This window comes from Streptomyces sp. NPDC001750, assembly GCF_042892615.1.
Taxonomy (GTDB): domain Bacteria; phylum Actinomycetota; class Actinomycetes; order Streptomycetales; family Streptomycetaceae; genus Streptomyces.
Genome location: NZ_JBIAUE010000043.1, coordinates 1 through 23,192, shown reverse-complemented (window position 1 = coordinate 23,192; position 23,192 = coordinate 1). Strand labels below are relative to the sequence as shown.

General features: G+C 70.9%; 16 protein-coding genes and 5 pseudogenes. 12 read left to right on the top strand and 9 right to left on the bottom strand.

Annotated features, from left to right (window positions below):
* Nucleotides 1-1,425, top strand: a complete 1,425-nt coding sequence (locus ACFYY6_RS35595; protein WP_388651778.1) for an ATP-binding protein — start codon at nt 1-3, stop codon at nt 1,423-1,425.
* Entirely contained in the window at nt 1,422-2,006 is a 585-nt protein-coding gene (locus tag ACFYY6_RS35590) for a hypothetical protein (protein WP_351520494.1), read from the top strand. The genes ACFYY6_RS35595 and ACFYY6_RS35590 overlap by 4 nt, the downstream gene beginning before the upstream one ends.
* 823 nt (nt 2,007-2,829) lie before the next feature.
* On the opposite strand, the gene ACFYY6_RS35585 is transcribed toward ACFYY6_RS35590, so the two are convergent.
* Entirely contained in the window at nt 2,830-3,459 is a 630-nt protein-coding gene (locus ACFYY6_RS35585) for a helix-turn-helix transcriptional regulator (protein ID WP_351520493.1), read from the bottom strand.
* Between the two features lie 106 nt (nt 3,460-3,565).
* Between ACFYY6_RS35585 and ACFYY6_RS35580 the strand changes: the two are divergent.
* The 3 pseudogenes from ACFYY6_RS35580 to ACFYY6_RS35570 all read left to right on the top strand — a co-directional run.
* A pseudogene (locus ACFYY6_RS35580) lies at nt 3,566-4,189 on the top strand (SAM-dependent methyltransferase); the annotation flags it as partial.
* 22 nt (nt 4,190-4,211) lie between these two features.
* Nucleotides 4,212-4,274 (top strand): annotated as a pseudogene (locus ACFYY6_RS35575) (mini-circle protein); the annotation flags it as partial.
* A 983-nt stretch (nt 4,275-5,257) separates the two neighbouring features.
* A pseudogene (locus tag ACFYY6_RS35570) lies at nt 5,258-6,101 on the top strand (IS5 family transposase).
* 63 nt (nt 6,102-6,164) lie between these two features.
* On the opposite strand, the gene ACFYY6_RS35565 reads toward ACFYY6_RS35570, so the two are convergent.
* The gene (locus ACFYY6_RS35565) at nt 6,165-7,436 is read right to left on the bottom strand and encodes a hypothetical protein (RefSeq protein ID WP_351624276.1); all 1,272 of its coding nucleotides are present in this window, start codon (nt 7,434-7,436) and stop codon (nt 6,165-6,167) included.
* Between the two features lie 742 nt (nt 7,437-8,178).
* Between ACFYY6_RS35565 and ACFYY6_RS35560 the strand changes: the two genes are divergently transcribed.
* Together ACFYY6_RS35560 and ACFYY6_RS35555 are read left to right on the top strand one after the other, a co-directional pair.
* The gene (locus tag ACFYY6_RS35560; RefSeq protein WP_351624274.1) at nt 8,179-8,574 is read left to right on the top strand and encodes a TNT domain-containing protein; all 396 of its coding nucleotides are present in this window, start codon (nt 8,179-8,181) and stop codon (nt 8,572-8,574) included.
* Between the two features lie 51 nt (nt 8,575-8,625).
* Nucleotides 8,626-9,033 carry a hypothetical protein gene (locus ACFYY6_RS35555; RefSeq protein WP_351624272.1) on the top strand — a complete coding sequence of 136 codons (408 nt, stop codon included), beginning with the start codon at nt 8,626-8,628 and terminating at the stop codon, nt 9,031-9,033.
* A gap of 243 nt (nt 9,034-9,276) precedes the next feature.
* Here the strand turns inward: ACFYY6_RS35555 and ACFYY6_RS35550 are convergent, their stop codons facing one another.
* The 3 genes and pseudogenes from ACFYY6_RS35550 to ACFYY6_RS35540 all read right to left on the bottom strand — a co-directional run.
* Nucleotides 9,277-9,819, bottom strand: coding sequence for a class I SAM-dependent methyltransferase (locus ACFYY6_RS35550; RefSeq protein ID WP_351520486.1), 543 nt, complete (start codon nt 9,817-9,819; stop codon nt 9,277-9,279).
* 351 nt (nt 9,820-10,170) lie between these two features.
* Nucleotides 10,171-10,830, bottom strand: coding sequence for a DUF4232 domain-containing protein (locus tag ACFYY6_RS35545; protein WP_351624270.1), 660 nt, complete (start codon nt 10,828-10,830; stop codon nt 10,171-10,173).
* Between the two features lie 1,037 nt (nt 10,831-11,867).
* Nucleotides 11,868-12,163 (bottom strand): annotated as a pseudogene (locus ACFYY6_RS35540) (TetR family transcriptional regulator); the annotation flags it as partial.
* A gap of 21 nt (nt 12,164-12,184) precedes the next feature.
* On the opposite strand from ACFYY6_RS35540, the pseudogene ACFYY6_RS35535 reads away from it, so the two are divergent.
* Nucleotides 12,185-12,451: pseudogene (locus ACFYY6_RS35535) on the top strand (transposase); the annotation flags it as partial.
* Nucleotides 12,452-12,621: 170 nt separating this feature from the next.
* Here ACFYY6_RS35535 and ACFYY6_RS35530 read toward each other — a convergent pair.
* Nucleotides 12,622-12,891, bottom strand: a complete 270-nt coding sequence (locus ACFYY6_RS35530) for a hypothetical protein (RefSeq protein ID WP_351520482.1) — start codon at nt 12,889-12,891, stop codon at nt 12,622-12,624.
* Between the two features lie 279 nt (nt 12,892-13,170).
* Between ACFYY6_RS35530 and ACFYY6_RS35525 the strand changes: the two genes are divergently transcribed.
* Both ACFYY6_RS35525 and ACFYY6_RS35520 read left to right on the top strand, forming a co-directional pair.
* Complete coding sequence (locus ACFYY6_RS35525) at nt 13,171-13,746, top strand: hypothetical protein (protein WP_351520481.1); 576 nt, start codon at nt 13,171-13,173, stop codon at nt 13,744-13,746.
* A gap of 234 nt (nt 13,747-13,980) precedes the next feature.
* Complete coding sequence (locus ACFYY6_RS35520; protein WP_389197361.1) at nt 13,981-18,642, top strand: HAD-IC family P-type ATPase; 4,662 nt, start codon at nt 13,981-13,983, stop codon at nt 18,640-18,642.
* Nucleotides 18,643-18,913: 271 nt separating this feature from the next.
* Here the strand turns inward: ACFYY6_RS35520 and ACFYY6_RS35515 are convergent, their stop codons facing one another.
* Both ACFYY6_RS35515 and ACFYY6_RS35510 read right to left on the bottom strand, forming a co-directional pair.
* Nucleotides 18,914-19,468, bottom strand: coding sequence for a GNAT family N-acetyltransferase (locus ACFYY6_RS35515; RefSeq protein ID WP_388651748.1), 555 nt, complete (start codon nt 19,466-19,468; stop codon nt 18,914-18,916).
* A 373-nt stretch (nt 19,469-19,841) separates the two neighbouring features.
* Entirely contained in the window at nt 19,842-20,480 is a 639-nt protein-coding gene (locus ACFYY6_RS35510; protein ID WP_351520476.1) for a hypothetical protein, read from the bottom strand.
* A gap of 207 nt (nt 20,481-20,687) precedes the next feature.
* Between ACFYY6_RS35510 and ACFYY6_RS35505 the strand changes: the two genes are divergently transcribed.
* Nucleotides 20,688-20,897 (top strand): hypothetical protein, encoded by a 210-nt coding sequence (locus tag ACFYY6_RS35505; protein ID WP_351624262.1) that lies wholly within the window; start codon nt 20,688-20,690, stop codon nt 20,895-20,897.
* A gap of 365 nt (nt 20,898-21,262) precedes the next feature.
* Here the strand turns inward: ACFYY6_RS35505 and ACFYY6_RS35500 are convergent, their stop codons facing one another.
* Nucleotides 21,263-21,745, bottom strand: coding sequence for a DUF3995 domain-containing protein (locus tag ACFYY6_RS35500; protein WP_389197359.1), 483 nt, complete (start codon nt 21,743-21,745; stop codon nt 21,263-21,265).
* 499 nt (nt 21,746-22,244) lie between these two features.
* Here ACFYY6_RS35500 and ACFYY6_RS35495 point away from each other — a divergent pair, with 499 nt between their 5' ends.
* On the top strand, nt 22,245-22,829 hold the full coding sequence (locus ACFYY6_RS35495) for a GNAT family N-acetyltransferase (RefSeq protein ID WP_389197357.1): 585 nt from the start codon (nt 22,245-22,247) through the stop codon (nt 22,827-22,829).
* Nucleotides 22,830-23,192: the final 363 nt, after the last annotated feature.

The window sequence follows — 23,192 nt, the reverse complement described above, 5'->3', positions numbered from 1 at the left end:
ATGGCCAGTGCCCTGGGCACCGGAGCACTCGCCTTCCGGGAGGCGCGCACGGGGGTGCTGCAGCAGAGCCAGGACTCCGTCATCAGGCAGTTCCGGGCGAGCGTCAACGCCGTGGCCGTCTACACCTCCGCTACGCCGGACCAGTCGGAGCTGCAGTCGGCGGTGAACCAGGTGCTCGGCGCCAACCAGTCACAAGGTTGGCGGGTCATGGCCACGTACGGCGGCCTTCGCGCCTACGCGCCGAGCGCCGACTTCGACAAACTGAGCCCCGAACTGCGCCGGTCCGTGCAGACCAAGCGCGCCGCGGTGTTCCAGCGGATCAACGCCGACGGGCATCCCTGCCTCGTCGTCGGAATGCCGGTCACGTACACCGCCGGCGAGGGCGAGGAGTCCAGGCTCTCCGGGATGGTGATGTATCTGGTGGTGCCGCAGAACACCGAAGAGGCCTACGTGCGAGCGATGATCAGCGGCATCGAGCGCGCCACCCTGGTGGCACTGTGTCTCGCCGTCGTCCTGGCGCTGCTGGCGGCGAGCGGCGTGCTCCGTCCCGTGCGGGCGCTGCGTCGGGCGACGCGCCGGATGGCCGAGGGGCACCTCGACGTCCGGCTGGCCGTCAACGGTTCCGACGAACTGGCCGACCTCTCACGATCCTTCAACGAGACGGCGGCCGCCCTGGAGCAGTCGGTCGCGGAGCTGCGCCGCCTGGAGGCCCGGGCGCGCCGCTTCGTCGCGGACGTCTCCCATGAACTGCGCACGCCGCTGGCGGCGATGTCGGCGGTCACCGACATGCTGGACGAGAAGACACGGCACCTGGACCAGGAGACCGGCGACGCGCTGAGGTTCCTCAGCGAGGGAACCAGCCGGCTCAGCGGGCTGGTGAACGACCTGATGGAGATCTCCCGTTTCGACGCGGGCGCGGTCGAACTCAACCTGGACGAGATCGACTTGGCCGAGTCGGCACAGCGCACCCTCGCCTCTCGCGGGTGGCAGGGCCGGGTGGAGACCCGTTTGCCCCGACCGGCCGTGCTCAGGACGCGCGTGGATCCGGTCCGGCTCGACGTGGTGATGGCCAATCTGGTCGGCAACGCGCTGCGGCACGGGGCGCCGCCGGTACGGCTGACCATAAGCGTGAGGGAGGAGCGAGCGGACGTGGCGTGGGCCGTCATCGAGGTGACCGACAACGGACCCGGGATTGCCGAGGAAGCCATGCCGCACATCTTCGAGCGCTTCTACAAGGCGAGCACATCACGGACCAGGAGCGAGAGCAGCGGGCTGGGCCTGGCCATCACGGCCGAGAACGTGCACCTGCACGGAGGACGCATCCGTGCGGCGAACCTGCCCGGTGGCGGCGCGGTGTTCACGGTCGAGCTCCCCCTGCACCGCGACGCCGCAGCCGACGACGACGTCGCCGTGAGCGCCCGGTGAAGGGCTCGCGCGTAGGGGCGCTGCTGGCCGGGCTCACGACCGCGCTCACCCTGGCGGCGTGCGGAGTCCCCCCGTCCGATGTCATCGAGGCCGGTGAACCGGCGAGCGGCATGCTCCCTCCCAGTCCGAAGCCTCCGGTGTCCACCGCCATCGCCCTCTACTTCCTGCACGACGGGGAACTGAGGCCCTATCTGCGCAAGATCGGCGGCCCCGGGGACTTCGGGGCCGCCGTGCGCCTTCTGTTCGCCGGACCGACCACGAGCGAGGCCAGGACGGCCACCACGGAGCTGCCCCGCCTGACGGACACACCGGAGGTGGCGATCGGCAGTGACGACGCCCTCTCCATCCGTCTCCCCAAAGATGTCCCTCCCCTCAGCCACCCGGCCATGCTGCAGTTGGCGTGCACGGTGGCCCACATGACTACGCCGCTCGCCGTGGTGCCCGCGGACGGGGACGGCGCCTCCGCGGCTCCTCCCGACCCCGCCCAACGCCCCCCGGCACATCCGAGCGTCCGTGTATCCGGGGGCGGTTGGACGATCACGCAGTCGGCCGACTCGTGCCCCGACTCTCTCCAGCCGTAGGAGGAGCCCGGGCACGGCCCGACGAACCACATCGGTCCGCGTACGGGCGTGGGCGGCGGTCAGCGGCTGCCGAACGTTCGATGGCGCGCGGCCGGAGTCCGGTGACATCGGACAGAGGACGTCAGTGTTGCGCAGCAGTACGGATTGGGTGGTCCCACCGGGATCAACGACATGTGGCCGCGGCGAGGAGACGATCCGACAGCGCCGAGCGAACGTGTGTCACGCCTCCGCAACCACGACAACAGGGCCACGACGGTATCCCGCTCGACCACCCGTCGACTCGGCCCGGCCGGTGCCGGGCCCGGCGCGCCGGTGAGGCACACGTCGGCCGCGACCAGGTCGTGGGCTTCCTCGACTGCGGCGTAGAGCCGCATGCCGTCCCGACCGGTCGGTGCAGTCCGCGTGGCGTCGGCGGTCAGGTGCGCGGCCTTGGAAAAGGACCGCTCTGAGCAGCAGGGACCGACAGGTGCGAGGGCGGTATGACCTGTTCCAGCTCTCTTCCCAGTCTCTGGGCTTCGCCACGCACCTGGGCGGGGACATCTCCCTGCTCTGCGATGAGGCGGTTGTAGATCGGGGTCTCGTGAAACATGGGCAGTATCTGCTTTCTGATGGTGGCGACTGCGCCTTCCCGGTCACCGTCTGCGGGACGGGGACGCCGCGAAGGCGGTGGAACGGTCAAAGCTGCGGGTCGAGGCCGAACTGTGTCGTCAGGTCGGCAGCGGCCCGTCGGACCATGTCGGAGTCCGGTGGGCCGGGAGCAGCACCGAGGTGCTCATGCAGTCGTGTCCAGGAACGGGCCATGCCTCGTAGCCTAGAGGCCGAGTCAGACATCACCGGACCGGCAGAGTCTCGTCCAAGGCATGTGTGCCGGTTGCCGGCTGATGGTCATGGGGAGGCGGCCGGGCACACCCCACGCTGTGCGGCCGAAGGCCGGGCCGACGGGGCGGTGCCGGAAGGCGCCGCGCCGGTGACGGGACCACTGAAATGATGCAGTCATCGACCTCGTTCCGCCAGGGCCACCGGTCGGCCCTGCACGCATCCGTCGGCGCTCATGGCAGGCACACTGCTGCGAGCACTCGGTGATCCGGACCACATGGAATTCCCCCGCGGCTGTCACCACACGGCCGCCCGGGCCCGGTTCGACCGCCTCGCAACCTCGGACCGGCGGTTCCAGTCCGCCCGCATCGTCGGCCGAGGGGATCCGGGGGTCGCCGGTGCGCGGGGCACCGACGAGGTCGTCGAGCGGGACGTCGTAGATACGGGACAGCAGCGGCAGCAGTTCCAGGGGCGGTCGGCGTTGCCCGTTCTCCAGCCGGAACAGGGTGCTCCCCAAGACGCCCGTCGTCGCCGCGACGTCGGCGAGGGTGATGCCGCGGCCGCCGCGCGGGACGCGGAGCCGTGGCCCCACCGCGTCGAGTACCTCGTCGTCCGTCTTGGGAGGGGCGGGGTGCACGGAGCCGTCTCGCCGTCGAGGCCCGCTTTGCCGTTACCGCAAGATTTCGTGCCTGGTCGTGGTGTGCCTGGCAAGACTGAGCGTCCATCGACACGAGGAGTCTTGAATGAGCACCACCGATGCTGCGGTCGCGTTCTGGGACGGCGTCCATGCCTCCCGGCCGACGGCCGACGACCCGCGGCCGAACGTCCGCCTCACCGAGACGGTGGCGGGCCTGCCGTCCGGTGACGCGTTGGATCTCGGATGCGGCAACGGCGGCGACGCGCTGTGGCTCGCCGGGCAGGGGTGGCAGGTCACCGCCGTGGACGTCTCGGCCGTGGCGGTCGAGCGGCTCGCCGCCCTCGCCCGCTCGCGCGGCCTGGGCGAGCGCCTCACCCCGGTACAGCACGACCTGCGCGCGTCCTTCCCGCCTGGCGCGTTCGACCTGATCAGCGCCCACTACCTGCACACCCCCCATGACCTGGACCGCGCCGCCTTCCTGCGCTTGGCCGCGCACGCCCTGCGCCCGGGCGGGCGGCTGCTGGTCGTCGACCACGGCTCGACCGCGCAGTGGTCGTGGAACCAGGTCTCCGACACCCGCTGCCCGAGCCCGCAGGAGGTGGCCGCCGGTATCGAACTGGCCCCGGACACATGGACGGTCGAGCGGGCCGACGCACCCCGGCGGATCGCGACCGGGCCGGACGGGCATACCTCCGAAGTCACCGACCATGTGCTCGTCATCCGCCGTACCGCCCCGGTGCGAGGGAGGCGCCGGCCGTCACGCGGGGCATGCGGACATCCTGCGCGAACTCATCGACGGTTCGACGGGCCGCTGATCCGCCTGTTCTTCTCCCGTGCCGCCTGCTCCCCGTTGGCTGCGTGGCTGCAGTCGGCAGTGCGCACGGCGCAGCGGACTGGTCCGTTTGGCATCCATGCTGATCCGCATCACATCGAGCGGCCGTGGCGAGCAGGTCGACGCGGTCGTCGAGAGTCGGGCCGCCGACGGGCCATGCGTACCGGATGCGTGCGCTTCGGCGCGAAGTTCGACTGATTTCGCCTCGGCACCTCCCCGACGACCGCGGCACCCCGCCGACAAACGCCCCACTGTGACCACCCCAGTCGGGCGATCCCATTCTCGGTGATCGGCGCCCGCAGTGCCGGACCCGTCGGCATTCTCAGCGTCGGCGAACACGGCCCGAGAGGTGAACTCATCGGCGAGCCGGAGGGGTTGGCGGCCTCGGTCCGGCGGGCGATCGCTTCGTAGTCCTCGGGCTGGTGGACGATCACAGGCACGGGGCGGCCGACACACTTTTCGATGACGCCCGTCGTGTGGAGGGTTCGGGCGAGCCGGCAGCAAGCCTGGTCGAAGCGGGCCTCGCTCTCGACGGCGAGCGGTCCGACTGCTGTCATCCAGTCTGCGGCCATGGGGGGCTCGGTGTACCAAGGCGCGAAGTCGCCTTCCCACACCCCGGGTTCGACCGGCCAAGTCCCGGCCGCAGACATCGCCGGAGCTGCCGGAACCATCCTGCGCGACTGCGCCCGAGATCGGAACATCGCCGAGCAGACCAGGAACAAGCAGGGGCGCGTAGATGCGAAGGGGCTCCGCGTCCGACTCCAGCAAGCTTCGCTCCGATGCATCAGCCCCCCCAATCCGGCCGAACTCATTCGGACGCAGCCCCGGCACGTCTGCTCGAACTCTTCGATCCCCTTCGCTTTAGAACCCGCGCCGATAGGGGCGTTGGGGATCCCCGGTGACAGGGACGGGTACCGGTCTCGGTGATCATGGAGTTGCGACGCTGTGTGATCACCGAGGAGACGTGTGCCCGTCCTGCCGTCATGGCTGGCCGAACCACTGTGGGAGCAGCTCGCTGCACTGCTGCCCGAGCGGCCAGCCTACGATCCGAATCATCCGCTGGGCTGCCACCGTCGGCGCATAAGCGACCGGGTCGTCTTCGACAAGCTGCTGCAGCTCCTGCGGTTCGGCTGCTCTTACCAGGCGATAGCGGATACAACCTGCTCGGCCACCACGATCCGTAGCCGCCGCGACGAATGGATCCGCCTCGGCGTCTTCGCCCATCTGAAGCAGATCGCGCTGGAGACGTACGACAGGATCGTGGGGCTGGTCCCGGACCGGATCGCCGTTGACGGCTGCATCACCAAGGCGCCGGGCGGTGGCGAGGTTGCGGGGCGGTCGCCGGTCGACCGGGGCAAGCAGGGCCTTAAAACGCTCCAGCTTGGTGGACGGCTATGGCATTCCCCTCGGCCGTATTCTGGCTCGGGCCAATCGCCACGACTCCCCGCTCCTCGCTCCAACCCTGGACCTGCTGAACGACCTCGGGCCCGTGCCCGAAGGCACCACCGTGCACCTTGACGCCGACTACGACAATGCCGACACCCGCACCCTGCTCGCCCAGCGACATTTGCACGGACAGATCGCCCGCAAGGGCCAGAAAGCGCCGATCCAGGCCAGCCAGAGGTGGCACATCGAACGTACCCACGCCTGGCAGAACGCCTTCCAGCGCCTCGCCCGTTGCACTGAGCGCCGCGCCACGGTCATCGATGCCTTCTGCGACCTCGCCGACACCATCATCGCCGTCCGCAGCCTCATCCGCCGTGCATGGACCACCTACCGCTGGCACACCCGACCCCACCAACGCCCCTGAACAACCAGCACCGGCACGCCCCTCAGGCAGACGCCACGGCCGGCGTACTTGTTCAGAATCCGGTCAGCGGTGGGTCAACACCGCCACCTCCTTGCCGAACCCCACCACCAACCTCCCGTCCGGCGCCATCGCCACCGCGTGAACCGGTTCAGGGAACACCAACTCCGACCCGACCTGCCGACCGGTGCTCCACACCTTCACCGTCCGATCGTTGCTGCCTGTCGCGGCCTGGAAGCGGCCGCCGATCACCACTGCCGTCGCCGCCGACACCCAGTCGGTGTGGCCGGTCAGGGAGCCACCGACCCGCCGCCCGGTGGCCATATCCCAGCACCGCACCGCGCCGTCGTAGCCACCAGTGATTACCAGGAAACGGCGGTCGTGCATCACCGCCGCCACTACTACCGCTATGTGAGCATCCACGGTGACAGGTTCGCCCACTTGCTTGCGTAGGAGCAGGTCCCACACACATATCCGCACCGTTCCCTCGTCGGCCGGATGCCCACTACTCCCAGCAATCCACTCGCTGATGACCGCGCGGGGACACCCATCCACCGTCGCCGTCGCCACCGCCACCACGTCGTCGATGTGGTGTATCAGAGGCGCACCGGCCCGCTCGCCCGTGACCATGTCCCACACCGACACAGTCTCGCACCCGCCCACGATTGCAAGGGGCCAACTGTCGATTACGATCGCCGCCACCTTGCCGACGCGATGGGTGTGGGATCCGAGCACCTGCTCGCCCGTGCCCAGATCCCATACCCGCCCATTGTCTGTGATTGCGAGTGGCCAGCCATCAACGACTGCCGTCGCCAACTCATGCACCGGACCGTCACGGCCGGTCAGGGGCTCGCCGACCAACTGACCCGTGTCCAGGTCCCACACGCGCACCGTCTCGTCGTCGCTGCCGGTGACAGCGACCGGGCGGCCCTTGACCACAGCCGTTGCCACCACGTTCACCTTGCCATCGTGACCAGTCAGAACGTTCTGGAAACGGGACTCCGTCTGGGGCCCAGTGGCCCACTCCACCCCCCACCGAGCGGCGGGCTCGCCCTCCACCGGAACGCCAGTGATCCGCGCCGACAGTACCCGGTCCCCGTACCGGGCGGCGTCCAGCGCCAGCAACTGCCTTCGCACCGTCGCACCGGCATCGCGGTGCAGGGGCGCCGACTCCCGGTACACCGCCGCCGCCAACCGCGCCGCAGGTCCCGAAGCTGCGGTCGCCGACTCCAGCACCTGGTCCGGATTCGCCTTCACGAGGAACTGGGGATCCGTCAACCGCCTATCCGCATCAGCAGACCCAGAGCCCACACCACCAATAAGCAGATCATCAGACATAACCCACATACAAGCATGCCTCACCCACACATCAAGCCCGTCAAAGCCCCCAACTACGCGATTGCGTAGCCGACTACGCAGTGTTCAGCGCCGAAACATGAGCAGCCTGCACGAACGCACGCTTGCCAGGCTCATAGGCAGCGCCCACCCACGCCAATCCGTGCGACTTCTTAGTGATCTCGTCATTCCGGCTGCCCCGCAGCCGCTTCCCGGTGCCCGGGCGGCCTGGGCCGGACGTGCGTCCACGTAGGAGGTTCAGTGAAATCGTCAAAACGGTGTGCCGGCTTTGCGGCTGCGGTCGGCCTTGCCGGTTCCCTCGTCATGGGTGCCTCCGTCTCGTCGACTGCGACCGCGGCCGAGGACGGCGGTCGGACGCATGTCCTCGGACAGGCGCGGACCAGCACGCTGGCATCCACGCCCGCATCCCGGTCGGTGGGGTTGCTCGCAGGACCGGGGGGTGGCCACGGCGGACCGGGTGAGCCGCGCGTGTGCAGGGGTCTGGTGCCATACCCCATCCCCGAGGCCTATCGCCGGTACTACTTCTGCGGCGACTGGCGACTCGGCCCCGAGCGCTTGCCGACCCGCGGGCTGCTGGGGAACATCCTCGAGGGCTACGACCGGCTCGGGGGCCTGACCGCTGTGCAGTTCCCTGGACAAGTGGTGGAACCCCGCCCTCGACTCGGGCCAGGGCGACTGGAACTATCCGCCCGACGACGGTTTCGCGCACAACGCCCAGGGCGGCGTGGTCGCAGCGCCGTTGCTGCTCCATGCGGGCCAGAACCTGTTGCTCGACCGCTTCGGCGCCGAGGCGGGCCGGTTCCTCTCCCCGGCGGGCACGAAGTACGGACAACGGGCGATTCCGCCGTCCAGCCTCAACACCATCGACCCTCGCTACCCCTACGACTACCACCTGTACCGGTTGGCCAAGGACGTCACCGTGTGCGCAGGGCCGGCCGCCCCGGCGTTCGAGCAACCGGGCAGGGCAACCCAGTACGTCACGTCGAGTACGTTCTGCCCGAGCATCCCCCGTACCAATGTGGCCGACCTGGTGGCCAACGGCACCCTGGTGCGGGTGAAGCCGACGTCGGCGGAGGAGAAGGCCGCACCGGTGGGTGTTGTGAAGGCCACATCGCGGTGACCTCGCGACGCGAGGCCGACCCCGCGTCGCCCCTGGTGGGAAACTGGTTCCATGGACCGGTTCGAACTGTGCCAGGCCCTTCGAGCGGCTGGGGTCCCGGAGGCGTACTACGAGATACCCGACTGTCCCCGCGGCCCTTGCCCGGCCGATCGCTACTTCCTCGAAGAGCGCGTCGGCCTGTGGTTCGTGGGAGTCCATGAGCGTGGCAGACGAGAAGTACTCGGGCATTTCACGGACGAGGACCGGGCATGCCAGTGGCTCTACGACCGCCTGACCGACGAAGGACCGGCCCCGGTCCCGGCCACACCGGAGGAGATGGACGTGCTCCTGCACGACAGCGACGGCATCCAACGCCGGGCCCGAGAGGAACTCGAGCGGGCCCTCGCCGAGGACCGCTGTCGGCCCCGTGAGGAGCCTCCCGGCGGCGACGGTCCTGCGGAACCGCCGCCGATCCGGTGACTGGCCTCGGCCGAAGGGGCTCGCGCGGCAGGCGCCCCGTGGCGACTCGACGCAGACGGCGTTCGCCCCTCGGCGGCCAGGCCGCGTGAGCGGTCTGTCCGGCGGGCGCAGACCGGCGCCAGGACGACCACCTCGTCGATGTCGATCACGGATCCGAGTCCCACCTGCTGCGCGACTGTCCAGCGGAGTTGGCCGAGGCCCTCCGGCAGTCGCTTTCCTGACCGCCGGCCCGGCCACGGACGGTCAGCATCTGCGGTGCACGGAAACGGCGTACTCCCCGTCGGTGTAAGGAGCTCGGGACCAGGTCGCGTATCTGGCTTCCAGGGTGAGTCCCGCCGCACGGCAGTGAGCGTCGTAGTCGTCCAGCGTGTAACCGCGGTCCAGGGAGAAGCCCGCGACAAGACGGCCGTACGGACGGACGTGGCCCGCCACCCCGGCCACCAGGGCCGGTTCCGTTCCCGGCGGGGTGAACAGCGGAACGTTGCCCGCCATCACCACGACATCGAACAACAACCCCAGGTCGAGGCCGACCAGATCGTGCTGGTACCAGCGGATCTCCGGCGCCAGGCGCCGGGCGGTCGCGATCATCGACTCGTCGACGTCCACGCCGACCACGGCGATCCCGTAGCGGGCCAACTCGATGGCCACCCGGCCAGTGCCGCAGCCCGCGTCGAGGACGGTGGTGGGCTCGAAGGAGCGGACCAGCGTGGCTTCACCGTGAACATCCCCGCCCTCCGCGGCGATGCGATCGAACCGGGCCTGATACTCGTCACCGTTCCACGTCATGCGTTCACCGTGGCACACTCCCCGCTCCGACCGCAGCCCGACCTCCGAAACCTCCATCACCTGCCGCGGCCGGGCCTGGCGGGGGTGCGAGCCTGTGCCGACGAGGGCTTCGACGGCCCCGTGGTCTGCGTGTCCCGCTCCAGCGGGTTCGAGGAGCGGTGTCAGAGCGTGGGCGACGTCGGGCAGCCGGTGCGCCTGTGCCCGGGAGATACCGGTCCCCGCGAGCAGTACGCCGCCCACGACTTCCGTGTCGAGTCAAGCGTGTTGGGGGCTGGAGAGGGCTTTGCGTTCCGCACGTGCGGGTGCGTCAGACAGCGGCGCGGTGCGGCTGAGCACCCTGGGACGTGCGGGTCAGCCGCCCTGACCGGCGCTCCCCATCGGGCCGACCTTCACCTGGGAGCCGGAGCCGTCCGTGACGGGCAGCGTGTCGGCCCCCGGCCAGTCGAGGGTGACCGACTTCGTCTCGTCCGGCGGGGTCACCACCAGGCCCGTGATGCGGACGCCGGAGCCGCCCGACTTGTTGATCGGGTAGTTGATGCCGAAGTACACCGACTTCCCGTCCTCGAGGGTCATCGGGGTGGCCTTCTCGCCGGTGCGCTTCGCGGACAGCGTCCCCGAGCTGGTCTTCAGGTCGACGCCCGCGTACCCGGAGAGCACGCAGTCCCGGCCGCCGCCGTTCTTGAGCTCCACCGCGACGGTACCGTCGGGGTCGCCGTCGATGGTGCTGTCCGTCGCCGTGACCTCCAGCTCGTCGGTGCGGCACTTGCCGACCTTGCCGTTCTCGTTGGAACCGGTCCCGGCGGCCGTGCCCTGCCCGCCGGACCGCTTCCCCGCGGAGTCCTTCCCGCCGCCCTGGTCCGAACCGCCCGAGCCCGAACCGCCGCTCGCGGAAGACGCGCCGGACGCGGACGGCGGGGCGGTCTGTCCCATGTCGTCGTCGCTCTGACAGGCCGTCAGCGAGAGACCCGCGGCAACGGCCAGGGCTGCGAAGGTGAGCTTGTGTACGCGCATCGTTTCTTCCTCAGTGTCGGTGGGGGGTGTCGGCCGCTCGGTACGGGTCGGTACGAGCGAGCGATTCTGACCACCTAGTGCCGTGACCGGCAAGGTTTGCCCGGAAGGAGCGTCGTCCGGTGCGTGCGATCGCAAGGCGGCCGAAAGCCCTCGTAGCGAGCTACGTGGGGTCTCGGCCAACGCCGCGAGCGTGCGTGCCGGACGGTGCGACGGGGCAAACGTTGCCGGTCACGGCACTAGAGCCGCCCGGCCCGACGAGGCGTTCCCGCCCAACCACCCGCTAATACACCCCTGTTACACGCGCAGCCGGACACAACGCGCACGACCCGCCGGACGCACCGTGCCCGCGCCCGCCCCGCCGCACCCAGCCCCTGCAGCCGTCCGGCGCGGAAAACAGGACCCGAACACAGCGCGCCACACCGCTCACAGGCACGCCACCGACGGACCGGGACGGCGGTTCCCGCCACCACTCGGCACCTGCTCGCGGCCAACGCCCGCTGGGACAGACCCGTAACTCGGCAGACCTTGACCGCAACCGGTGACAAGCCCACCGGGCGAAGCACCAACCCGGCACGCTTCCACCCCCTGTCCGTCCGCTTCAACACGTCCGTACAACAGGGAACATTCGTGACCAAGAGGTCCGGACCCGGGCGGCGTGCGCGTCGCGGGCCCGGGCGGCAAGCACCGTCACGGAGCGCCGGACGTCGTCCATCGCCTCCCGCGGCCCCGGCCGTCATGTGCCGGGCCTGCGCCGCGTCCAGCGGAGGCCGCGCCGGTTCGGTGCTGTCGTCCTGGTCCTGGTCGTGCTCGCTCATGCCTCCGTCGTCCTCCGTGTCGGTGAGCCGGGCCGGGGCCGCCGAAGTCGCCTCTTCCCGGCCCTTTCCGGGACGTGAGTGGGTCTGGCGACGCGGGAGGAGGGGGCTGTTTACGAGGACGAGCCTCCGCCTCGCGATGCACCACGCCAGACGCCGCGGGCCCGTCCTTCGGGCGGACGACGCCACTTTCGCAACACGCCCTGGGCCACCAGGTGACGGCCGGGCCGCCTCTGCGTTCCCGGCCGGCCGGAGCCGGCCCTCCGACGCGATGCGAACCGCCACGGCCACGCTTGCCGCGGGGACGCGAGCCGTGTGCGCTCCGGCGTCAGCCAGGCGTTCGGCGATCACTGCCATGAGAGGGGGCTCGATGCCGACGGTGGTATCGAGGAACGCGTCGCGCAGCGCGGTCGAGTGGTGATCAGCAGCAGCACCTTGTGTTCGCGCTCACCGGTGTTCGTGTACTGCCCGACCATCGCTTCGGTGACGGCGTCGGCCAGGCACACTCCTGCGGGCCGGGCCGTGCCACGACCGCCGCCGCGATGTGCGGGCCGACGGAGTGTCGTGCCTGCGCGGGTCGATGCCGGGCGCTGCGGGCACCTGCCGGTCGATCGCGGAGGCAGTCGGCCTGGGCCGACCAGTATTCCGGCACGATGGGCCGGTTCGCGAACATGATCGTCGAGGTGCATACGACGTACGCGACCAAGCGGGCCCACGCCCTCATCGACCGGGATCTGTGCGTGCAGGCCGACTGGTTCGCCGATCCGGCGCGGATGGCGACGGCGGGTTTCCCCAGGAATCACGCATTTGCACCACGCCGACGCTGCCCTCGCGCAGGCGAAACTGGCGCCGGCCCCCGGGAGCAGACCGGAGTGGACGACCGGGGGCGAGGTGTGCGGGCGCAGCCGGGAATTGCGCGAGTTCTTGGAGGGCGCCGACACGGTGGGGGGCCGGTCGAACGGTGGCCCGTCGGCGGTGGTCAGTCGTGCCGGGGGCGACGGTCGGTCGTACCGGTGTCGAGCGCCTGCCGGGCGAACCGCAGGGCGTACGGCACCGCGGCCCGGGTCAGCGGGCCGGCACCGACGACGCCGGCCGCGGCTGAGAGCAGCGGCTCCGCGCACACGACGGCGCGCAGCAGGGTGGCGGGAGCGGCGCACAGCCGGGCGGGCAGGTCAGGGAGGTCGGGAAGTACCAGGGTCAGGGTCCGGTCGTCCGTGTCGGGACGCGGCCAGGTGAGTTCGATGCGCATGAGGCGGCCTCCGCGGAAGTGGGGATCGAAGCCCGAGGCCCGGACGACGTCGCCATCGCTGTGCCTGTGAGGCGTCTCCCCCGAGCGGCGGACGTTTCCTCGGCTGGTCCGGTGGAGGGAATCGGGCGGCGAAGCGCCGTGTCGTCGAGTCCGTCCTCCGGCGGGGTAGACATTTTCAGAGTTGCCGAAATTGCCAGATCTGGTCAAGGTTGTTGAGAATATGAGGTATGTCACAACCTCGATGCGTGCCTCATCTGTCCTACGGAGGGAGTGCGGACCATGACTGACAGTTCCCATGCGCACGGCTCAGGGGACACGAAGGAGCGGCATCCCGTCCAGGAGACGCTCACGCACCCCGTGGAGATGATGACGGCGGCAGTGGAGAAGGTTCCTGGCGCGGACCGGGCCAAGGAGTTCGTCGACGGTGTGCTGGACTCCGTCGGGGTCGTCTCGCCCCGCGCGCGACGCGTCGCTGCGTACACGGGTGCCGGGCTGCTCGGTGTGGCTGGTGTGATCGAATGGCCGCTGGCCGCGGCGGGCGCCGCAGCCGTGTGGCTCACCCAGCAGCGCCCCAGGGACGCCGCGGCGGCCCGGGCGGCCGACGAGGCCCGTGCCGAGGGATCGCAGACGAAGCGCACTGCCAGGTCGGCCAAGGCGTCAACCGCCACGGGCAAGGCGAAGTCCCGTTCCGGCAAGGCGACGACCCGTCCCAGTAAGGCGAGTGCGGGGACGGCGAAGAGCCGCACACCCAAGTCGGCGAGTACCAAGGCCAAGGCCCGCCCGTCCGGGCGGACCACCAAGAGCACCGCGGCGGGCACCTCGCGTACCCGGGCGGGTGGACGGAAGAAGACCTGACGACGCCCCCGCCCACTTCGGCGGCCGAACGTGGGAGCCGGCCATCGCCTCCGCCGTCCGCCGCAGCGGCCGATCACCACGACCATCGCGCGCTCGACGACCGGCCGCCGTGACCGCAACCCGCTCGGTGCAGGCGCCCGACGCCCCCGTTCGACGATCCTCGCTCCCCCGCTCCGACGACCCACCCGTCCGTACCGCCCCAGCCCAATGCGGCAGGCTCCGCGAAGGTGACACATGCTGCTCCGCTTGCTGACCGGGCTGCCCGCCGTGGTCCTGCAGAACGCCTTGGCGGCCCCGGTCGGGGCCGCACGCCGGATCGCCCCGCCGGCCACCAACACGGCGCGGATGGCCGCCGAACTCGTGAGCGCCGGTGCGCGTGGCGTCTTGAGCGGTGCGGCGGAGGTGTCACAGACCGCGGTGCGGGTCGGCAGGGTCGCCCGCAACACCATGACCCCGCAGACCGGTCACTGGCGTGCCGGGTCCCGCATGCACCTCGCGCTGCAGCAGTCCCCGGAGACGCGGAGACCGGCCCTGGAGCAGTTCGAGGCCGCCTGCGAGAAGCTGGCCGTCGAACTGGCCGAACACCCCGATGTGCTGGTCGCCTACTGGGACAGCGGCCTGGAACGGCTGGTCGTGCAGACCGCCGAGGCCGCGATCGATGAGCAGTTGGTGGACCGGGTGTCCGAGATCGCCGCCCGGCACGGGCTGGTGCACGTCGACGACCAGGCGCTGGAACACACGCACCCGGGGACGACCGGAGGTGTGCGGGTCAATGCGGTCGCCGTGGCCTGCGACGCGGTGGGCATCGCCACCGCTCTCGTGGCCAGGACGATCCCGATCAGATCCGTGCCGGAGATCGTCGTCGCCGCAGCCGTCGTGATGCGTGAGGACTCCCGCGTACGAGCGGCGCTGAACCGGGCGCTGGGCCCGGACCTGGCCGACCTGGCACTCGCCGCAGCCCATGCCGCCGCCTGCGGGATCGGGCAGTCGCCGAGCCCGCTGCTGCTCGACGCGGCCTTGCGGATCGCCCAGTTGACGGAGTCCGTCGCGCAGCTCGCGGCGTTCGACGCGGTGCACGACACGCTGTGTGTCCCAGGAAGGCCGACGGTGGGCGGGGACGACACCGCGCGCCCGCCGCTGCGTTCGTGCCCCGGCGAGGAGTACGCCGACGCCGCGATCAACGGAATGCTGGGCGGTGCCGTCACCGCGCTCCTGTTCACCCGCAGTCTCGACGGGGCGGCGGAGACCGCACTCGCCGGTTCACCCAAAGCCGCGCGCTACGGCCCGGCGGCCTTCACCGCAGCGCTCGGCAGTGTCCTGGCACGCGAGGACGTGCTGGTCCGCAGCCCGGAGCGACTGCGTCGACTGGAGATCGTGGACACCGTCGTCCTGCATCCCGGAGCACTGCGCAGCACCCGGCGCACCGTGCTGGAGGTCCATCCCAGCACGAACGGATGGGATCACCGCCGCCTGTGGCAGGAGGCCACAGCGGCCTTGCACACGCCCGAGGACGGGGCGTCGGTGTCCCGGCCCGGGAAGCCGGGGCTCGGCCTGCGGCCGGTGCCCGACGAGGCGGCGCCGTACGCGGAACCGCCCGGCACCGGCCTGATGATCGCGTCGGTGCACGGCAGGGATGTCGGCACCGTCCTGGTCGGCCGGGAACTCGAACCGATGGCCGAGGCCGTGCTGGACGCCGCGCGCCGGGCCGGTCTGCACGTCGTCGTGCCGGATGACCGCTCGCTCGGCGAGTTCGGCACCCTGGCCGACCAACTCACGCCCCCGGGGCTTCCGTTGGCCGAGGTGGTGGCCGGTTTACGGAACGGCGGGCGGACGGTCCTGACGGTGGCGCGCGTACCGGTCGACCGGACGGCGGGGGAAAGCGCGTCGGCCGACATGGCCAGGGAAGGGGGGCCGACCGGCACGGCGTCGGAAGGGACACCGACCGACGCCGCCCGCGACGTGCTCGAAGGACTGCTCGGCAGCGATATCGCCGTGGCCCTCGCCGACGAGCGCGGGGCCGTCGTCTGGGGTGCGGACGTCCTGCCTCTGCACGGTCTGGAGGGTGCGTGGCGGCTGCTGTCAGCCGTGCCTGCGGCACGGGCGGCCGGCCGCCGGGCCAAGTTCCTCGCCGAGGCGGGTGCCACGCTCTCCGAACTCCTGGTGCTCACCCGTGGGGCCCGCACCCAGCCGGTCCCCTTCCCCCTCGAACTGCGGATCAGCCCGGTCAGCATCGCCACCGCCGCGGCTCTGGTGTCCGGCTGGTGCGGCGCGCTGGGCGCCGCTTCCGGCGAGCCCCCACACCCCGGACCGCGGGTGCCGTGGCACGCCCTGCATCCGGAGGAGGTCATGGCCCGGCTGGCGAGGGCTCCGCGGGCCGCGCCCACGACGTGGGAGGTGGCGCGGGGCTGGGCCGGCCACGCCCTGAACGCCGCTGCCGCCCACCCGGTCCTCGCGCCGGTCCGGATCGGCGCGCGGCTGGCGGGCGCCACCTGGGCCGAACTCGACGACCCGTTCACCCCCGTCCTGCTGATCGGCGCCACCGCGTCCGCACTGCTGGGGTCCGTGGTGGACGCGTTCCTCGTCGTCGGCGCTGTCACCGGGAACGCCCTGGTCGGCGGGGTGCAACGGCTACGCGCCGAGCGGGCACTGGCCGAACTCGCCACGGGGCAGCGGCGCACGGCCCGGCGCCTGCCCGACGTGTCGGCGGACGAACCGACCGTCGTCGAGGCCGGACGACTGTCACCCGGCGAGGTGATCGAGCTGCGCACCAATGACGTGGTGCCGGCCGACGTACGTCTGCTGGAGGTCAGCGGCTTCGAGGTCGATGAGTCCTCGCTGACCGGTGAGTCGCTGCCCGCCCCCAAACAGGTGGCGCCCGTGGCGGAGCCGTCCGTCGCGGACCGCAGTTCCATGGCGTTCGAGGGCACCACGGTGGTGGCCGGGCACGCCCGCGCCGTGGTGGTGAGCACCGGCGACCAGACCGAGGCCGGCCGCGCGGCGTCCCTCGCCGCCCGGATCCCCCCGTCGGCGGGGGTCCAGGCGCGGCTGCACCAGCTGACCCGTCGGACGCTTCCCCTCACCCTCGCGGGCGGCGCCGCGGTGGCGGCTCTGTCCCTGCTGCGCGGCCGCCCGGTGGGTACCGCGCTCCAGAGCGGGCTGGCGGTCGCGGTGGCCGCCGTTCCCGAGGGCATGCCCTTGGTGGCGACGGTGGCGCAGATGGCCGCGGCGCGGCGGCTCAGCCGGCTGGGCATCCTGGTCCGCACGCCGCGCAGCCTGGAGGCCCTGGGCCGGGTGGACACCATGTGCTTCGACAAGACCGGGACCCTCACCGAGAACCGGCTGCGAGTCGTCAGCCTGGTCACCGCCACCGGCGCCGAGCGCCAGGCCTCGGCCCCCGAAGCGGAACAGATCCTTCGCATCGCCGCCCGGGCCTGCCCCCGCGCCGCCGAGCAGCCGGGCGTCCACGCCCACGCCACCGACGAGGCCGTCCTGGCCGCCGCCCCGCGGGAGACCGGGTGGACCGTCCTGCGGGCCCAGCCCTTCGAGGCGAGCCGGGGCTACGCGGCCGCCGTCGGAAGAGACGCGGACGGCGCGGACATCCTGGTCGTCAAGGGAGCCCCCGAGGTCATGCTTCAGTGGTGCCCCGACGCGGATCCGGCGACCATCGACACGGCGCGTGCCCTCGCCGCCAGAGGCCTGCGGCTGCTGGCCGTCGCCCGGCGCCGCCTCGCGGCGCAGGAGGCGGCCGAGGCATTGGACAAGCCGCTCGAACTGCTGGAACTCGTCGGGTTCGTGGCGCTCGCCGACCGCCCTCGCGCCAGTTCGGCCCCGCTCGTGGCCGGACTCGGCGAGGTCGGTGTACGACCCGTCATGCTCACCGGCGACCACCCGGAGACCGCCCGTTCCGTGGCGCTGGCCCTCGGCTGGTCGTCGGACGTCACGGTCGTCACCGGTGACGAACTCGCCGCGCTCGACCGGGCGGGGCGGGCGCACCTGCTCCGGGACTGCGGAGTGGTGGCCCGCGTCGCACCCGAGCAGAAGCTGCTGGTGGTCGAGGCGCTCCAGGAGGCGGGGAGCGTCGTGGGCATGGTCGGGGACGGCGCCAACGACGCTGCTGCCATCCGCGCGGCCGATGTCGGGATCGGCATCGCGGCGCGTGGGTCGGCCGCCGCGCGCAACGCCGCGGACCTCGTGGTCACCACCGACGAGCTGTCGGTGCTCATCGACGCCATCGGCGAGGGCCGCGCCCTGTGGCGGAGCGTGGCCGACGCGATCAGCATCCTGCTCGGCGGGAACGCCGGAGAGGTCGGCTTCTCCGTACTGGGCACCCTGCTGTCGGGCACCTCGCCGCTGTCGACGCGACAGTTGTTGCTGGTCAACCTGCTCACCGACATGTTCCCTGCCATGGCGGTCGCGGTCACCCCGCTCGATCCGGAGACCGCCCGCGAGTCCGCCGCCGTCGGCGAGCCCGTGGGTCTCGCCGTCCTCGGGCCGCCGCTGACCCGTCAGATCCGCCACCGCGGCGTGATCACCGGGGTCGGCGCGGCCGTCGCGTGGCTGCTCGGCGTGCTCACCCCCGGCTCGGTCCGGCGTACCAGCACGATGGCCCTGTGCGGTGTGGTCGGCGCCCAGCTCACCCAGACCGTCGTCGGGCGCCGCCACAGCCCGCTGGTCCTGGTCACCGTCCTCGGGACCGCGGTGCTGCTCGTCGCCCTCGTCCAGACGCCGGGAGTCAGCCACTTCTTCGGGTGCACGCCGCTGGGGCCGGTGGCGTGGACCGGCGTGGCCGTCGCCGTCGGTACCGCAGCCCTCGGACCACGCGTACTGCCACAGGCCGACCGGCTGCTGTCCGACCTGGCGGCGCGGGTGCGTCCCGCGGTGCGCTTCGTCCGCTGAGGGCCGTCCGCCAACCGCCATCGCGGACCAACGCTCGGGGCGCTTGGTGGCTCAGCCGGATCGTCGTCCGGGACCGGAAGCCCAGGAACACCTGGGCCGTGTCGTCGAAGTGCCGCCTGCCGTGCGACGCCTGGGTCGCTGGACGGGCGTCGCCGGTGGCCACGGTCCGGTCGTGCCGATGGAGTTCCTGGCTGATGAGCGGACGGGAACCGGACGCCGTCGAGAGCGACGAGGAACGACAGTCGGCGTGCCACCCCTTCCGGGAACGCGCTCAAGCGGGCGGCGCGCCCGGGAACCACACGCCCATCCACTGTTCGGCGCCCCATGCCTCGTACCGCTGCACCTCGGTGAACCCCAGCTTTGCCGCGAGGCGCATCGAGCGGTCGTTGGCGGTCCGGGTGCAGAGCACCACCGGCTCGCCGGGAAGCGCGTCGGCGAACCAGCCGAGCACCGCCGCGCACGCCTCGGCGGCGTACCCGTACCCCCATGCCTCCGGCAGGAACAGGTAGCCGAGCTCGGCCTCCCCGGCATCCGGACGGACCTGACTCCGACGCTCCGCGTCGCGCCGGTTGAGCTCGACGGTGCCGATCATCGCTCCGTCGAGCTCGATCACGAATAGGCCGGGACGTCTCTCGGGCGTCTCGGGCAACGCGCGCTCGCACTCATCACGCGGTCGAGGGCCGCCCACGTAGGCGCCCACCTCCGGCGAGGCGAACAGCTCGATGAACGCCGCACGGTCCCGGGCCTCGGACTCGCGGAGCACGAGCCGCTCGGTCTTGATCGGGGCGGGTGGCCAGGCGACGGACCCCAACCCTGGTTCAGTCATGGCGGGGAACCTATCGCACGCTCGCCGAGCAGCACGTGCCTCTCACAACTCGGTTCCGGCACACGTTCCGTGACGACGATCAACGGGTTCTGCCGGGGTGACGTACCGTCATCCGGGGCGGTGGTGCGGGGTGATGCCCTCAGAGGGATGCTGGTTTCCCTGCTGGTGCCGGCCCCGCCTCATGGCCGAGGCCGTCGACGGCCCACTGGCGGACGAGACGGACGTGCGCGACCGACTCGCCGCCGTCCGAGCCGACCGCCGGGGTGGTGTCGAGGTTCTCGTGCAGCGAGGTGGAACCGACGCTTCAGTCGCGTGGTTCGGCGACCATGCTGATGAGGTCCTGGAGGCTGCGGGCCTGTTGATCGGGCCCTGTTCAGCCGTCGAACCAGACGACGAGCCTGACCGCCTCGTTCCCGTGCACTCCCGCGAGAGTGCGCATGACTGTCCAGACCGGCTTCCACTGTCCGTCCGGGCGGACGACGTCTCTACGCCTGAGGCGGCCTGTACGAAACAGCCGGTCGCCGTCGCGCCATTCGGTGCCTTCGGGGAAATGGAGGCCGGCCCTGTCGGCAATGTCCTGGGGGCAGCCGCAGAGATCGAGGAACGCTTGCGGGGCCCCAAAGTGCCGTTCGTACAACTGCCAGCTGCCGTCGGCATTGCGACGGTGCTCGTGTACGTAGGGGTCCGGCTGTACGGACAACTCGTCCCAGTCGGCCTTCTCGACCTCTGCCCAGCTGATCGAGGTCGGGCTGTGCCCCTCGTGGTCCTCATACAGATCACGGACGCGTTTCGACACATCGGGTGGAAGGCCGCGGGCGGCTGCGAGCGGTTCGAAGGCCTTGTCGTTGGTGATTCCGAAGTCGTTGCGGACCCCGAAGAGACATCCGAAGGCGTCGTAGTCCCGCACATCGTTCAGGTGGTCCAGGTTGATGGCGGCATGCCAGCAGGAGTCGTTCTCGTAGTCGCGATAGGTACGGCGGCATTCGATGAAGCCGTGTATGTCACACCCCATGCAAACCATCTTCGTGATCCAGGGCAGGTGTCCGCCACCCAAAAAGTGAGCGGATGGCAGCCGGTTGCCGCGAGGTTCGTCGACCGCGCCGGCGCAGCGTGGTGAGGCGTCGGCGCAGCCACACCGTGCCGATCGGCGCGCGTGCACGTGGCCCCGCCGAGGAATCCACCGTCGGCCCGGTCGGTCACGGTCGTACCGGACACCCCCGTGGACCGGACCGAGCTGGTGGAGAACCTGCCTACGCCCCTCGGCGACCATGGCGGCACGATGCCGCCGCGACATCGCCTTGACCGGCTTGAGGCCGCCACTCAACAGGAAGCTACCGCCGAGGAGACCAGTCTGTTCCACCGGGCGTCCGACGTGCTGACCGCGCACGGCTTGCGTTCAGCCGCCACCGCGGATCGCTGCGCACTGTAGAAGGCCGCCCGTGGGCAGAAGGCCACCGGCTGGAGCAGGCTCCGCCACCAACTCGGCTCGGCACTGCCGCGCATGACCGACGCCGAACGAATCGAGTCGGTGGCCGGGGAATCCGGCGCGTCGGGAGGCCGAGCGCCTGTGCTCGGGGAACGTGCTGGGCGAGCACATGTACGGCGCCGTAGCCGGCCGGTCCGGGGTGCAGCCGGGAGGCGTTTCCGGTGAGCACCCCGGTGGTGCCGGACGGCATCGTGGTCCGGGACGCGACCCGCGCCGACGCGTCCCGCCGGAGCCTGTGATCCGGCCGGCCGACCTGGACATCCCCCGCGGCTCCTGACGGAAGTCAGAGGCGGGCGGTTCTATGTCGCCTACCGGCTGCGCCGGGTGGTGGCGACTGCGGTCGTGGCCGCGATCGCGAGGCAGAGTGGCGAATAGGCGAGCCGGTCGAGGCGCCGGAAGCGCGGTGAGACCGATCCCGGGGACAGCAGGTCGGTCCGACCCGAGAGCCCGGCCGCACCGCGCACACCGAGTACGGCCGCGACGCCGGCAGCGCCGAGCCGGGACAGCGCCGGGTGCCGCCGAGGTCGTCCCCCGACCAGCAACGCCGCGGTTCCCAACGCGCCTGCCACCGCGAAGCACGCCACGGGGCCGGGCGCCTCCGGGCGGCCGACCACCACGTCCGAGAAGGTTTTCCGGTCGGGCAGCGGCCAAGGCGAACCCAGGCCCCACGCGACATGCAGACCGGAAAGGGCGGTCAACGCCGTGACAGAAATCCGGCCGGCAGCACGCTCGATGTTCATGGCGCTCACGCTACCGCGCACGCCGTGCGGCCATTCGACCAGGTGGTGCACCTTCCCTGTCCCGTATCGCCAGCAGCTGTCCTGTCTCGACGAGGTCAGTCGTCCGCGCGCCACGACCTGCGTGGACCCGGTTCGAGACACCAGGTCCTCGTCGTCACGGTGCCGGAGTTCCATCCGCCTCGCGGCCCCGCAGCCCGGCCGGCATCACCTTGGGCTTGTTCAGCCGGTCCAAGAGATTCGTCTCCAGCACACTCATGAGTCGAAGGTCAATTGACAAGTCCGAGGAAGGCGTGTTCGGAACCACCCGGACGTATGAGTGACGCAGGCCCATCCGCCCGGAAATCGCTCCGTGATTCTCGGACCAGGGCGAGCGGTCATCCCCTGCACGTACGGGCTGAACGTACGGGCTGGACCATTCTGACGTGGGGTTTCAGCAGAAATTCGCCTGTTCTTGGTGCGCTACCAGCAATACCCCGACCACGCATCCGAGGGGGCCGGCTACCGCATCGGCACTGGTGCCTCGATCCGATGGGCCGGGACAATGGATCTCATGAACGCACCGCCCACGCTGTCTGCCACTGAGATCACCACTGACCGTCTCCGGCTGCGAAAAGCGCACGACACCGACATCGACGGCCTCATCGAGCTCCAGACCGATCCACAGGTCCGTGCCCACCTCGGCGGCCCTCGGCCGCGTAGCGTCGTCGAGCAGTACTTCGACGCGAACGGCATCAGCGCTATCGCAGGCAGGCCCGGCACCTACGTCATCGCCGACAAGGAAAGCGACCGTTTCATCGGGACAGTCGTACTCGACCGCCGCTCCGCCGACCTTCCCGGACACGTCACCGAGGAAGGCGGGGAGCTGGAACTGTCCTACCTGCTCCGGCGCGGAAGTTGGGGTGCGGGGCTGGCATTCGAGGCCGCCACGGCCATGCTGCGTGCCGCCGCCGGCGAGCTGCCCGACCAGCCGGTCCTGGTCGTGACCCAGACGGCCAACGAGCGCTCCCTCAAACTCGCCACCCGTCTCGGCTTCCAGCCCATGGGGACCTTCGAGGCACATGACGCGGAGCAATCCCTCGCTGCAGCCGACCTGCACTCGTTCAAGGTCCGGTCTCCCTCTCTTGACCCATGCTGAAAGCAGGGCAGCCGTTACGCCCTACGACATGCGGCAGGGTCACATTCGGCAACGTACCGGGCGACCGCGTCGAAGCACGCTCGCCGGATGCCGTCCCGCTAGTGCTGTGGCCGGGAGGGTTTGCCGAGAAGCTCGCCGCGTCCGGTGCGGTGCGTCGCAAGGCGGAGAATCGCCCTCGTACGGGACCGTACTCGGGTGATGCGACAACGCGGCGAGGTGCCGTGCCGTGCCGGGCGTCGCGAGCCGGTGAACCTTGCCGGTCACGGCACTAGTGCCGTGACCGGCAAGGTTTGCCCGGAAGGAGCGGCGTCCGGTGCATGCGATCGCAAGGCGGCCGAAAGCCCTCGTAGCGGGGCTACGTGG

What these genes read in the sequence shown, in the direction of transcription:
- ACFYY6_RS35595 (WP_388651778.1), top strand. Translation starts at nt 1, where the DNA reads ATGGCCAGTGCCCTGGGCACCGGAGCACTCGCCTTCCGGGAGGCGCGC.
- ACFYY6_RS35565 (WP_351624276.1), bottom strand. Translation starts at nt 7,436, where the DNA reads ATGTCTGATGATCTGCTTATTGGTGGTGTGGGCTCTGGGTCTGCTGAT.
- ACFYY6_RS35555 (WP_351624272.1), top strand. Translation starts at nt 8,626, where the DNA reads ATGGACCGGTTCGAACTGTGCCAGGCCCTTCGAGCGGCTGGGGTCCCG.
- ACFYY6_RS35550 (WP_351520486.1), bottom strand. Translation starts at nt 9,819, where the DNA reads ATGACGTGGAACGGTGACGAGTATCAGGCCCGGTTCGATCGCATCGCC.
- ACFYY6_RS35545 (WP_351624270.1), bottom strand. Translation starts at nt 10,830, where the DNA reads ATGCGCGTACACAAGCTCACCTTCGCAGCCCTGGCCGTTGCCGCGGGT.
- ACFYY6_RS35530 (WP_351520482.1), bottom strand. Translation starts at nt 12,891, where the DNA reads ATGCGCATCGAACTCACCTGGCCGCGTCCCGACACGGACGACCGGACC.
- ACFYY6_RS35525 (WP_351520481.1), top strand. Translation starts at nt 13,171, where the DNA reads ATGACTGACAGTTCCCATGCGCACGGCTCAGGGGACACGAAGGAGCGG.
- ACFYY6_RS35520 (WP_389197361.1), top strand. Translation starts at nt 13,981, where the DNA reads ATGCTGCTCCGCTTGCTGACCGGGCTGCCCGCCGTGGTCCTGCAGAAC.
- ACFYY6_RS35515 (WP_388651748.1), bottom strand. Translation starts at nt 19,468, where the DNA reads ATGACTGAACCAGGGTTGGGGTCCGTCGCCTGGCCACCCGCCCCGATC.
- ACFYY6_RS35510 (WP_351520476.1), bottom strand. Translation starts at nt 20,480, where the DNA reads ATGGGGTGTGACATACACGGCTTCATCGAATGCCGCCGTACCTATCGC.
- ACFYY6_RS35495 (WP_389197357.1), top strand. Translation starts at nt 22,245, where the DNA reads ATGAACGCACCGCCCACGCTGTCTGCCACTGAGATCACCACTGACCGT.